Origin of the sequence: Streptomyces sp. CC224B (genome assembly GCF_030010595.1) — a bacterium.
In the GTDB taxonomy this organism is placed as follows: domain Bacteria; phylum Actinomycetota; class Actinomycetes; order Streptomycetales; family Streptomycetaceae; genus Streptomyces; species Streptomyces longispororuber.
The window spans coordinates 1-12,308 of record NZ_JASCXL010000062.1 but is presented as its reverse complement, the minus strand read 5'-3'; the positions used below and the strand labels follow the sequence as shown (position 1 = coordinate 12,308).

9 protein-coding genes are annotated in these 12,308 nt (G+C 74.6%); 2 read left to right on the top strand and 7 right to left on the bottom strand.

The window, feature by feature from the left end:
• Positions 1–26 precede the first annotated feature (26 nt).
• From QK440_RS24080 to QK440_RS24060, 5 genes are all read right to left on the bottom strand, one after another.
• Positions 27–1,463, bottom strand: coding sequence for a SidA/IucD/PvdA family monooxygenase (locus QK440_RS24080; protein ID WP_282795272.1), 1,437 nt, complete (start codon positions 1,461–1,463; stop codon positions 27–29).
• Positions 1,460–2,857 (bottom strand): aminotransferase class V-fold PLP-dependent enzyme, encoded by a 1,398-nt coding sequence (locus QK440_RS24075; protein ID WP_282795312.1) that lies wholly within the window; start codon positions 2,855–2,857, stop codon positions 1,460–1,462. The genes QK440_RS24080 and QK440_RS24075 overlap by 4 nt, the downstream gene beginning before the upstream one ends.
• A gap of 333 nt (positions 2,858–3,190) precedes the next feature.
• On the bottom strand, positions 3,191–4,051 hold the full coding sequence (locus QK440_RS24070) for an NAD(P)H-binding protein (protein ID WP_282795271.1): 861 nt from the start codon (positions 4,049–4,051) through the stop codon (positions 3,191–3,193).
• Between the two features lie 367 nt (positions 4,052–4,418).
• Positions 4,419–6,923, bottom strand: a complete 2,505-nt coding sequence (gene pepN / locus QK440_RS24065; RefSeq protein WP_282795270.1) for an aminopeptidase N — start codon at positions 6,921–6,923, stop codon at positions 4,419–4,421.
• Positions 6,924–7,072: 149 nt separating this feature from the next.
• Positions 7,073–7,495, bottom strand: a complete 423-nt coding sequence (locus QK440_RS24060) for a MarR family transcriptional regulator (RefSeq protein ID WP_282795269.1) — start codon at positions 7,493–7,495, stop codon at positions 7,073–7,075.
• Between the two features lie 234 nt (positions 7,496–7,729).
• Between QK440_RS24060 and eno the strand changes: the two genes are divergently transcribed.
• The gene (gene eno / locus QK440_RS24055) at positions 7,730–9,007 is read left to right on the top strand and encodes a phosphopyruvate hydratase (RefSeq protein WP_282795268.1); all 1,278 of its coding nucleotides are present in this window, start codon (positions 7,730–7,732) and stop codon (positions 9,005–9,007) included.
• 27 nt (positions 9,008–9,034) lie between these two features.
• Here eno and QK440_RS24050 read toward each other — a convergent pair whose 3' ends face one another.
• Together QK440_RS24050 and QK440_RS24045 are read right to left on the bottom strand one after the other, a co-directional pair.
• Positions 9,035–9,370 carry a chorismate mutase gene (locus QK440_RS24050; RefSeq protein ID WP_282795267.1) on the bottom strand — a complete coding sequence of 112 codons (336 nt, stop codon included), beginning with the start codon at positions 9,368–9,370 and terminating at the stop codon, positions 9,035–9,037.
• An 11-nt stretch (positions 9,371–9,381) separates the two neighbouring features.
• A complete protein-coding gene (locus QK440_RS24045; protein ID WP_282795266.1) occupies positions 9,382–10,290 on the bottom strand; it encodes an AraC family transcriptional regulator in 909 nt (302 codons plus the stop codon).
• A 171-nt stretch (positions 10,291–10,461) separates the two neighbouring features.
• Between QK440_RS24045 and QK440_RS24040 the strand changes: the two genes are divergently transcribed.
• Entirely contained in the window at positions 10,462–12,237 is a 1,776-nt protein-coding gene (locus QK440_RS24040; RefSeq protein ID WP_282795265.1) for a beta-galactosidase family protein, read from the top strand.
• Positions 12,238–12,308 lie beyond the last annotated feature (71 nt).

Below are 12,308 nucleotides of genomic sequence, written 5' to 3'. Positions count from 1 at the left end.
GTCCGGGGGTGTGTCCGGGGTGGGTGTCAGTTCTTGAGGCGGACGAGGGTGCCGCGCTGCTCCGCGGGGGTGCGGGGGGTGGCGCGGCCGGTCGGCGGGGTGAGGCCGAAGTGGGTGAAGGCGGTGCGCTGGGGCTGGGGGTAGGGGGTGGTGCCGGTGAGGTGGTTGAGGATGCGGGCGGCGCGCCAGGCGGCGAGGCCGAGGTCGGGGGCGCCGACGCCGTGGGTGTGGCGTTCGGCGTTCTGGACGTAGAGGTGTCCGGTGACGGTGGGGTCGAGGACGAGGCGGTGGCGTTCGTCGACGCGGGGGCGGTCGGAGGCGTCGCGGCGCAGGTAGGGGTCGAGGGCGGCGAGGAGGCGGTCGAGGGGGCGTTCGCGGTAGCCGGTGGCGAGGATGACGGCGTCGGTGGTGAGGCGGGAGCGGGTGCCTTGTTCGACGTGTTCGAGGTGGAGTTCGACGCGGGTGGTGGCGACGCGTCCGGCGGTGCGGACGTGGACGCCGGGGGTGAGGACGGCGTCGGGCCAGCCGCCGTGGAGGGTGCGGCGGTAGAGCTCGTCGTGGATGGCGGCGATGGTGTCGGCGTCGATGCCCTTGTGGAGCTGCCACTGGCTGGGGACGAGGCGGTCGCGGACGGTTTCGGGCAGGGCGTGGAAGTAGTGGGTGTAGTCGGGGGTGAAGTGTTCGAGGCCGAGCTTGGAGTACTCCATGGGGGCGAAGGCGGGGGTGCGGGTGAGCCAGTGGAGTTTTTCGGCGCCGGCGGGGCGGTGGCGGAGGAGGTCGAGGAAGACTTCGGCGCCGGACTGTCCTGAGCCGATGACGGTGATGTGGTCGGCGGTGAGGAAGCGGTCGCGGTGGAGGAGGTAGTCGGCGGCGTGGATGACGGGGACGGTGGGGGCGTCGGCGAGGGGCTTGAGGGGTTCGGGGACGTGGGGGGCGGTGCCGATGCCGAGGGCGATGTTCCTGGCGTGGGTGCGGCCGACGGCTTCGGCTTCGCCGTCGCGGTCGAGCTGGGTGTAGTCGATGTCGAAGACGGCGCGTTCGGGGTTCCAGCGGATGGCGTCGATCTGGTGGTTGTAGTGGAGGTGGGGGAGGTTGTCGCTGACCCAGCGGCAGTAGGCGTCGTATTCGGCGCGGTGGATGTGGAAGTGCTCGGCGAAGTAGAAGGGGTAGAGGCGTTCGCGGGTCTTGAGGTAGTTGAGGAAGGACCAGGGGTTGGTGGGGTCGGCGAGGGTGACGAGGTCGGCGAGGAAGGGGACTTGGAGGGTGGCGCCGTCGATGAGGAGGCCGGGGTGCCAGTGGAAGGCGGGGCGCTGTTCGTAGAAGGCGGTGTCGAGGCCGTCGAGGGGGTGGGCGAGGGCGGCGAGGGAGAGGTTGAAGGGGCCGATGCCGACGCCGACGAGGTCGCGCGGGTGGTGGTCGGGGGTGGTGGGTGGTGGGGTGGGCGTGTCGGGCGTGCCGCTCATCGGGGGGTGGTTCCTTCCACGAGCTTGAGGAGGGTGGCGAGGTCGTCGGGGGTGGTGTGGGGGTTGAGGAGGGTGGCCTTGAACCAGCGGCGGCCGTCGAGCTGGGCGCGGCCGAGGACGGCGGTGCCGTCGGTGAGGAGTCTGCGGCGGGCGTGGGCGATGTGGTGGTCGTCGGTGGCGCGGGGGCGGAAGAGGACGGTGCTGATGGTGGGTGGGGCGTAGAGCTCGAAGCGGGGGGGGGTGGTGATGAGCCGGGCGAGGTCGTGGGCGCGGTCGCAGACGCGGTCGACGAGGGTGCCGAGTCCGGTGCGGCCGAGGGCGGTGAGGGTGACTGCGATCTTGAGGGCGTCGGGGCGGCGGGTGGTGCGCAGGGAGCGGCCGAGGAGGTCGGGCAGGCCGGCTTCGGTGTCGTCGTCGGCGTTGAGGTAGTCGGCGCGGTGGTCGAGGTGGTGGAGGTCGGTGGGGTCGCGGACGGTGAACAGGCCGGCCGCGGCGGGTTGCCAGCCGAGTTTGTGCAGGTCGAGGGTGGTGCTGTCGGCGCGGTCGAGGCCGGCTAACTGGTGGCGGCGGGTGGTGCTGAAGAGGAGTCCGGCGCCGTACGCGGCGTCGACGTGGAGGCGGGCGCCGTGGGCGTGGCAGAGGTCGGCGAGGGCGGGGAGGGGGTCGATGAGGCCGGCGTCGGTGGTGCCTGCGGTGGCGGTGACGAGGATGTGGCTCGGGGTGCCGGTGGTGCGGGTGAGGTGGGTGAGGGTGTCGGCGAGGGTGGTGGGGTCGAGGACGCCGGCGGGGGTGGGGAGGGTGTGGGGGCGGGGCAGGCCGAGGAGCCAGGCGGCGCGGTGCAGGGAGTGATGGGCGTTGGCGCCGGTGATGATGTGCGGCTTCTGGTGGTGGGCGGCGGCCTGTTCGCGGGCGAGGAGGAGGGCGAGGTGGTTGGACTCGGTGCCGCCGGTGGTGACGAGGGCGTCGCCGCGGCCGTGGACCTCGGTGGCGAGGGTGGTGGTGAGGAGGGCTTCGAGGGCGGAGGCGGCGGGGGCCTGGTCCCAGGAGTCGAGGGACGGGTTGAGCGCGGAGGCGGCGAGGTCGGCCGCGGTGGCGAGGGCGAGCGGGGGGCAGTGGAGGTGGGCGGCGCACAGGGGTTCGGCGGGGTCGGCGGCGCCCGCGGCGAGGGCGCGGACGAGAGTGCGCAGGGCGGTTTCGGCGCCGGTGCCGTGGGTGGGCAGGAGGTCGCCGGCGGTGTGGCGGAGGCGGTCGGCGACGGCGGCGGGGCCGCCGCGCGGGAGGGGGCCGCCGCGGTCCTGGGCGCCCTGGTGCAGGGCGTCCAGGACGGTGGTGAGCAGGGGCCGCAGGGCGCCGGGGCCGTGGACGCCTCCGGCGAGGGGCGGCGGGGTGCGCATGGCGGTGACCTCCGGGTGGACGGACGGGGTCACCAGAGTGGTGGGTGTGTGTGGGGTGGGGGCCGGGTGGGCGGGGATCGGTACTCGAAAGGGGTACGGCCGTGCGGGGAAAACGTGTCTGCGTCCCGCGGGGTGGTAGGGCCCTGCCGGGGGTTCCCCGCCCGCCCCGCGCATCAGCGCGCTCCGCGCGCGGGCGCCCCTTTCCCGGAACCGGGGGCAGCCGCCCCTGGGCCCCGCCTCTCGTCCGGGGCTTCGCCCCTTTCCCCCTCTTCGGCGCTCCGCGCCTCGTCCTCGAACGCCGGACGGGCTGGAGTCCTCGCCCGGCGCTCGTCCTCAGGCGCCGGAGGCGCTGGTGGGCCTGAAGTCGTCCGCGTGGTCCTTGGCCCACTGGGCGAAGGTGCGGGCCGGGGTGCCGGTGACGTCCTGGACCGTGGTGGTCAGGGGCGGGGTGGTGCCGACGGTGGTGGCCAGGGCTTCGACGAAGCCGGGGACGAGATCGGCGGGGATGATCGGGAACATCTCCGGTACGACGTCCTGGGGCGGGATCTCGGTGTACGTCAGCGGACGGCCGAGGGCCTGGGCGATGGCGGCGAGCTGCTCCTCGGTGGTGAGGGCCTCGGGGCCGGTGAGGACGTGGGCGGTCGCGGAGTGGCGTTCGGTGAGGGCGTGGTGCGCGACGGCGGCGATGTCGGCCTCGTGCAGAGGCGAGGAGACGCCCTTGGCGTAGGGGCCGCGTACGGTGTCGCCGGCGTGGATCTGCGGGGCCCATTGCAGGGTGTTGGTGGCGAAGACGCCGGGGCGCAGGAAGGTCCAGTCGAGGCCGCTGTCGCGGACGTGCTGTTCGAGGCCGCGGTGCCAGGTGTGGATGAACGTGTCGTGTGCGGGGTCGTCCTCGACGGCGATGGAGGACAGGACGACGACGTGTTCGACGCCCGCGGCGCGGGCGGCGGCGAGGAAGGCCGCGGTGTGGTCGCTGGTGACGGAGGCGTGCAGGAAGAGGGACTTGACGCCGGTGAACTGGGCGGTCATGGCGGCGGGTTCGGGGGTGACGGTGAGCGGGGTGACGTCGGTGGCGGCGGGCAGGCGGGCGCGGTGGGGGTCGCGGACGAGGGCGCGTACGGGGGTGCCGGCGGCGGCGAGGCGGCCGACGAGGGCGCGGCCGACGTTTCCGGTGGCTCCGGTGACGGCGATCATGAGGGCTCCTCGGGGTGTGGTCGGGGTGTCTGCCCGGGAGCCTAGGCAAGGGGAGATCGTCTTTGGATCGTCGCCGGGGAGGAGCCCGGCCTAGGGAATCGGTCCTAGGCCGGGCGTCGGGACGACCCGGCGCGGTGGGCCGGGCCGCGCTCCCCTAGCTGCGGTCGGGAGGGTTCAGCGGCAGGTCGTACACCGGCGTCGGGCCGGGCATCGGGCCCGGTGCCGGGGCGGGTTCGGGGCCGGGCCTCGGGGCTGGCTGCGCGCGGGGCTTGGGGCCGGGTCGCGCGCCAGGCATCGCGGAGCGGCCCGTGTCGGGGCTCGGGGTGGTGGGCTGCTCGGTGGGCGTGCCGGGGGGCGGCCCCGCGGGTCAGCCCTGTTCGGCCCTGCGGCGTACGCGTAGTGCTCGGGCCAGGTCGTCGAGCTGGTCGGTGAGGCGGCGGCGGAGGGCCGGGGTGAGGTCGGTGCGGGCCAGGCAGGTCTCGCCGAGGCGCAGGGTGTCGTCGTCGACGGCGGGCAGCGGGAAGGCGTGGCGGCCTGCGGCCTCGGCGATGGCGGGGCCGCGGCGGGCGGCGAGGCCGACGGCGTCGTCGAAGTAGCGGGCGACGTAGGGGCGGACGAGGTCGTCCTGTCCGGCCTGCCAGAAGCCCTGGGCGGTGGCGGTGAACAGGTAGTTGGACAGCTCGTCGGTGGCGAACAGGGCGTCCCAGGCGCGGCGCTTCGCCTCGGGGTCGGGCAGGGCGGCGCGGCAGCGGGCGGCGCCCTCCTGGCCGGTGGCGCTGGGGTCGCGGCGCAGCTCGGCGGCGATGGTGTCCTCGTCGGCCTCGCCGAGGGCGGCCAGGCGGGCGAGGGCGCGCCAGCGCAGCTCGGGGTCGAGTTCGGGTCCGCCGGGTACGGCGCCGAGGGCGAGCCAGGTCTGGAGGGGCTCGGCCTGGGTGGCGGCGTCGATGAGGCCGCGTACGGCGATGAGCCTGAGGCCCGCGTGGGAGCCGTCCTCGGTGCGGCGGACGATGTCCTGGCAGAGGGCGTCGAGGGTGGCGAGGGCGGCGGGCCGGTGGGGCTGCGGGGTGTAGCGGTCCGTGATGACGGTGTGGGCGAAGGTGAGGACGCCGGAGACGAGGGCGAGGTCGGTCTCGGCGGGCAGGTGGGTGCGGGCGGTGGCGAGGTAGACGGCGGGCGGCAGGTCGCCGTCGCGGACCATGTCGCGCAGCGCGTTCCACAGCACGGCCCGGGTGAGGGGGTCGGGGACGCTGGACAGGGAGCGCAGGGCGGTGTCCTGCGAGACGTCGTCGAGGCGGATCTTGGCGTAGGTGAGGTCGTGGTCGTTGGGGACGATCAGCGCGGGGCGGCCGCCGTCGCGGGGGGTGGGCGGGAAGTGCTCGGGGACGTCGGTCTCGTAGCGTTCGCGCAGGACGAGCAGGCGGCCGTCGGACAGGTCGCGGTCGTAGACGCCGATGGCGACGCGGTGGGGGCGACTGCCGTCGCGGTCGAGGGCGAGGGTCCACTCGCGGCCGCTGTGGGTGACCTTGGGGGTGAAGGTGTCGACGCCGGTGGTGCGCAGCCAGGCCTCGGCCCAGGCGTGGACGTCGCGGTCGGTGGCGGAGGCGAGGGAGTCGATGAAGTCGGCGAGGGTGGCGTTGGCGAACCTGTGGCGGGCGAAGTGGGTGTTGATGCCCGCGAGGAAGTCCTTCTCGCCGAGCCAGGCGACGAGCTGGCGCAGGGCGCCGGCGCCCTTGGCGTAGGAGATGCCGTCGAAGTTGAGCAGCGCGGAGGCGGTGTCGGGGACGGCGTCGGGGTCGGGGGCGACGGGGTGGGTGGAGGGGCGCTGGTCGGCGTCGTAGCCCCAGGACTTGCGGGTGACGCCGAAGTCGACCCAGGTGTCGGTGAAGCGGGTGGCTTCGGTGAGGGTCTGGTAGCCCATGTACTCGGCGAAGGACTCGTTGAGCCAGATGTCGTCCCACCAGGCGAGGGTGACGAGGTCGCCGAACCACATGTGGGCCATCTCGTGGGCGACGACCATGGCGCGGGTCTGGCGCTGGGTGTCGGTGACGGCGGAGCGGTAGACGAACTCGTCGCGGAAGGTGACGAGGCCGGGGTTCTCCATGGCGCCGGCGTTGAACTCGGGGACGAAGGCCTGGTCGTAGGAGTCGAAGGGGTAGGGCTCGGCGAACTTCTCGTGGTAGCGGTCGAAGCAGGCGCGGGTGATGTCGAGGAGTTCCCCGGCGTCGGCGTCGAGGTGGGGGGCGAGGGAGCGGCGGCAGTGCAGGCCGAAGGGCAGGCCGCGGTGTTCGGTGCGGACGGAGTGCCAGGGGCCGGCGGCGACGGCGACGAGGTAGGTCGACAGGAGCGGGGTGGGGGCGGCGCGCCAGGTGCCGTCGCCGTCGCGTTCGGTGACGCCGTTGGCGAGGACGGTCCAGTCCCGCGGCGCGGTGACGGTGAGCTCGAAGACGGCCTTCAGGTCGGGCTGGTCGAAGGCGGCGAAGACGCGCTGCACGTCGTCCAGGAAGAGCTGGGTGTAGACGTACGTCTCGCCGTCGGTGGGGTCGGTGAAGCGGTGCATGCCCTCGCCGGTGCGGGAGTAGCGCATGGCGGCGTCGACGGTGAGCCGGTGCGGGCCCGCGGTGAGGGCGCGCAGCGGGAAGCGGTTGCCGGTCAGGTCCGCGGGGTCGAGGGGGGTGCCGTCGAGCGTGAGGGAGCGCAGGTGTGCGGGCTTCAGCTCGACGAAGGTGTCGCCGTCGGCGGCGGCGGTGAAGGTGATCACCGTGCGGGAGTCGAAGGTCTCCTCGCCGGTGGTGAGATCGAGGCTGATCTCGTACCGCTGGATGTCGAGGAGCTGGGCTCGGGTCTGCGCTTCGTCGCGCGTCAGTGCGGGCATCTCGTTATGGTGCCTGATCTGGCGGGGCGCCTGGCAGTGGGTGTCCCGGGGCGCTGTCGCCTTTGGCCGCGGCGGGGGCCCGGTTCGCGCTGCGGCCGGAGCTGCGGCCCTCGCGGGGCCGGGTCCTGGTTTTGGTCCGCCGGGCTCTTCTAGTGCGCCGCGAGCCGCTCCAGCAGCCCGATGCCGCGCGCCAGCAACTCCCGTTCCTCGCCCGTCAGTTCCGCCTCGATCGCCCGCGCGAGCCAGTCCGCCCTGCGCTCCCGCTCCTCCTCCAGGAGTGCCCGCCCCGCGGCGGAGAGCTCGACCAGGCTCTTGCGGCCGTCGGTCGGGTGCGCCCGGCGCGTGACCAGCCCCTGCTCCATGAGCAGCCCCACGGCCCGGGCCATGGACTGGGGGCGTACCCGCTGGTCGGCCGCCAGGTCGCTGGTCGTCATCGCGCCGCTGCGGTCCAGCGCGCCGAGGACGGCCACCTGGCCGAACGGCATCTGGTCCTCGAGCTTCACGCGCCGCGTGAGCTTGCCGATCGCGGTGCGCAGTTCGGCCGCGACGGCGGCGGATTCCGGAAGGGGCATACCGGATGTTAACGCAGCGCGCCTGCACAGCAGGACTGACCAGCAGGGCTGGGCAGCGGACCTGAACAGCAGAGCTGAGCAGCGAGCCTGAACAGGTGAGCTAAACAGGTGACCTGAACAGAGAGACTGAACAGCTCGACTGCACAGTTTTGCTGTAGAGTTTTGCTGCCGGGTCCAGCGCCACCGTCGTCGCAGCCGGGTCCCGGCGCGTACGCGACAACGGGAAGGACTCCCATGACCGCCATCACCTCCGTCACCGGCCGCCGAATCCTCGACAGCAGGGGCAACCCCACCGTCGAGGTGGACGTGGAGCTGGCGGACGGATCCCTCGGCCGGGCCGCGGTCCCCTCGGGCGCCTCGACCGGCGCCCGCGAGGCCGTCGAGCTGCGCGACGGCGACCCGGCCCGCTGGCACGGCAAGGGCGTCGACCGGGCGGTACGGCACGTCAACACGGAGCTCGCCGCCGCCGTCACCGGTCGCGAGGCCGAGGACCAGGCGGGGCTCGACGCCGTCCTCGTCGCCACGGACGGCACCCCCGCCAAGTCCAGGCTCGGCGCCAACGCGCTCCTCGGGGTCTCGTTGGCCGCCGCCAAGGCCGCGGCCGCCGCGCACCGGCTGCCGCTCTACCGCTACCTCGGGGGTGCCGGTGCCCGGCTGCTGCCCGTACCGATGATGAACATCGTCAACGGGGGTGCCCACGCCGACAATCCCCTGGACTTCCAGGAGTTCATGATCGCCCCGATCGGTGCGGAGACCTTCGCGGAGGCCGTGCGGACGGGGTCCGAGATCTTCCACACCCTGCGGCGCGACCTCCTGGCCGCCGGGCACTCCACCGGCGTGGGCGACGAGGGCGGCTTCGCCCCGGCCCTGCGTACCGCCGAGGAGGCGCTCGACTTCGTGGTGCGGGCGATCGAGCGCGCGGGCTACCGGCCGGGCACGGACGTCGGCCTGGTCATGGACCCGGCGTCGTCCGAGTTCTTCCGCGACGGCGTCTACGACTACGCCGGGGAGGGCGTACGGCGCACGCCCGCCGAGCACGCCGACCACCTGGTCGAGCTGATCGACTCCTACCCCGTCGTGTCGGTCGAGGACCCGATGGCCGAGGACGACCTGGCGGGGTGGCGGGACCTGACCGCGCGGGTCGGCGGGCGCTGCCAGCTCACCGGTGACGACGTGTTCTGCACGAACGAGACCCTGCTGCGGGAGGGCGTCGAGTCCGGCGTCGCCAACTCGATCCTGGTCAAGGTGAACCAGATCGGCACCCTCACGGAGGCCCTGGCGACCGTGGACGCCGCCCACCGGGCGGGCTACACCGTCGTCATGTCGCACCGCTCGGGGGAGACGGAGGACACGACGATCGCGGACCTGGCGGTGGCCACGGGCTGCGGCCAGATCAAGACCGGCTCGCTCTCCCGCTCCGACCGCACCGCCAAGTACAACCAACTCATCCGGATCGAGGAGCAGTTGGGCGACAGCGCCCGGTACGCGGGGGCGCGGGCGCTGCGCCGCTAGGCGGGCCCCCGGCGGCCGGGTCCGGCCTCACGCGGTGCGGCTCCCGTCGCCGCCCGTGGTGTCGGCGATCTGCTCGTGGTGGCGGATCACCTCGGCGATGATGAAGGTGAGGAACTTCTCCGCGAAGGCCGGGTCGAGCTTGGCGTTCTCGGCGAGCTCGCGCAGGCGGGCGATCTGACGGGACTCGCGGGCCGGGTCGGCGGGGGGCAGGTGGTGCTGGGCCTTGAGGTGGCCGACCTGCTGGGTGCACTTGAAACGTTCGGCGAGCATGTGGACGACGGCCGCGTCGATGTTGTCGATGCTGTCGCGCAGCCGGGTCAGCTCGGCGAGCACGGCGGGGTCGGCGGGGTGCTTCGTGGTCATGGCACGGAAGCCTACGTTGCCGCGTCCGGGCCGCCCGGGCCGTCCAGGGAGAGCTGCGGCGGATCGCCGGGGTCGGGGACCTGCCGGGACCAGCCGCCGGGCACGGCGCGGCCCTGCTGGGCGCGGAAGCGTACCGGGGCGGTGCCGACGCGGCGGGTGAACAGGCGGGAGAAGTAGGCGGGGTCGTCGTAGCCGACGCGGCGGGCGACGGCGGCCACGGGCAGCTCGGTGGCGGCGAGGAGTTCCTTGGCGCGGCCGAGGCGGACGCCGAGGAGGTAGTCCTTGGGGCTGCATCCGGCGCCGCGGCGTACGGCGGCGCGCAGGGCGGCGGGGCTCATGCCCTGGCGGGCGGCGTGCTCGGCGACGGTCAGGGGGGTGCAGGCGTCGCGGGCCAGGGCCTCCAGGACGGGGTCGCCTCCGGGGGCGAGGTCGGCGCGGGCGCGGCGCAGCGCGACCAGGAGCTCGTGGACGGCGGCGCCGGTCTCGACCTCCAGGAGGGGGTTGCCGCGGCGGGCGGCGCGGGCGATGCGGCCGACGACGGCGCGGGCGGGGGCCGGGTCGGACAGGGGGACGACGGGCCGGGCGGGTTCGATGTAGCCGAGTTCGGTGTAGGTGGCGGTGGCGGGCCCGGCGAAGTCGACGAAGCACTCGTCCCAGCCGTGGCCGGGGCCGGCGCCGTAGTGGTGCGGGACGCCGGGCACGAGCCAGATTAGGGCGGGCGCGGTCACGGGTTGGCGGCGGCCGTCGGGGGCGGCGTACCAGCCGCCGCCCGCGCTGACGACGAGGGCGACGTGGTGGTCGAGGGTGCGGGGGCCGACGGCGGGCAGCGCCCCGTGCTGGAGCCCGACGCCGAGGCACACCAGGCCGAGGCGGTGGTGGACCGGGCCGGGCGTGAAATACCGCATCCAGGTGTGGTACATCCGCGGCCGCCTCCTTCTCCGTGCGCGATCGCTGTCGTACGCCGTACGCGGTCCGCGCCGAGCGGTTGTGTCCAACCCGGCCCGATCTTTGTCCATGGACCGGGCCGTCCGCCAGGGGTGATCGTGGCGGGGACGTGACGGGGCGGTACGGGAAGCGGGGCGGGCGGGGCGATGGGCGGCTTCCGGGCGGGCGAGGACGGGTTCGAGCTGGACGGGCGGCCGGTGCGGCTGCTCTCGGGGGCGCTGCACTACTTCCGGGTGCACGAGGCGCAGTGGGGGCACCGCCTGGCGATGCTGCGGGCGATGGGCCTGAACTGCGTGGAGACGTACGTGCCGTGGAACGTGCACGAGCCGCGGCCGGGAGAGTTCCACGACGTGGGGGCGCTGGGCCGGTTCCTGGACGCGGCGGGCGCGGCCGGGCTGTGGGCGATCGTGCGGCCCGGCCCGTACATCTGCGCCGAGTGGGACAACGGCGGGCTCCCGTGGTGGCTGACGGGTGAGTTGGGGCCGCGGGTGCGGACCCGCGACGCGCGGTACCTGGCGCACGTGGAGCGCTGGTTCGCGCGGCTGCTGCCGCAGGTGGTGGCGCGGCAGCACGACCGGGGCGGTCCGGTGGTGCTCGTGCAGGTGGAGAACGAGTACGGCAGTTACGGCTCGGACCGGGTGTACCTGCGGGCGCTGACGGACCTGGTGCGGGGGCTCGGGGTGACGGCGGAGCTGTGCACGTCCGACGGGCCCGAGGACCACATGCTGTCGGGCGGCAGCGTGCCCGGCGTACTGGCCACGGTGAACTTCGGCTCGCGGGCGCGGGAGGCCTTCGGCGTGCTGCGCCGGCACCGGCCGGCGGGGCCGCTGATGTGCATGGAGTTCTGGTGCGGCTGGTTCGACCACTGGGGCGCGGAGCACGTGGGGCGCGCGCCGCGCGACGCGGCGGACGCGCTGCGGGAGATCCTGGAGTGCGGGGCGTCGGTGAACCTGTACATGGCGCACGGCGGGACGAGCTTCGCCGGGTGGGCGGGGGCGAACCGGGGCGGCGCGCTGCACGACGGGCCCCTGGAGCCGGATGTGACGTCGTACGACTACGACGCGCCGATCGACGAGTACGGGCGGCCCACCGAGAAGTTCTGGCTCTTCCGTGAGGTCCTCGCCCGGTACGCGGACGGGCCCCCGCCCGGGCTGCCGCCCGCTCCGGCGGAGCTGGCCCGGCCCGTGACCGGGCGGCTCGGGGAGTGGGCGTCGCCGGCCGCGGTGGCCGCGTGCCTGGGCACGCCCGAGGCCGAGCACGCCCTGCCGCCCGCCTTCGAGGACCTGGGCGTCGACCGGGGCCTGGTGCGCTACTCCGTCACGCTGCCCGGGCCGCGCGGGGCGTATCCGCTGAGCGCGCCGGGGCTGCGGGACCGAGCCGTGGTGTACGTCGACGGGGTGCGGGCGGGGGTGCTCACCGAGGACTCCCCCGCGCTGCCCGGGCCCGTGCCGGGGGGTGCGCGGGTCGAGCTGTGGGTGGAGTCGCTCGGGCGCGTCTCCTACGGGCCCCGGCTCGGGGAGGCGAAGGGGCTCACGGGCGGGATCCTGCACGAGCGGCAGTACGTGCACGGGGTGCGGGCGGGGGGGGTGCCGCTGGGGGCGTTCGACGCGGCACACGGGGTGCCTTCGGAGGGGGCCGGGGACGGGCGGGCCGGGCTGTACCGGGGGGTGGTGGAGGTGGTGGGGGCGGGGGACGCGGTGCTGGAACTTCCCGGGTGGACGCGGGGGTTCGCCTGGGTGAACGGGTTCTGTGTGGGGCGGTACTGGGGGGTGGGGCCGCAGCGGGGGCTCTTCGTGCCGGGGGCGGTCTTGCGGGAGGGGGCCAATGCGGTGTGGGTGCTGGAGGTGGAGGGGGTGGCGGGGGTGGCGGAGGTGCGGCTGGGTGCCCTGCCGGGTGGCCCCCAAGCCCGCCCCCTCCCGTAAAAGGGGGGGGGGGCCCCCCCCCCCCCCCCCAACACCCCCCCCCCCCCCCCGCCCCCGCCCCCACCCCCCCG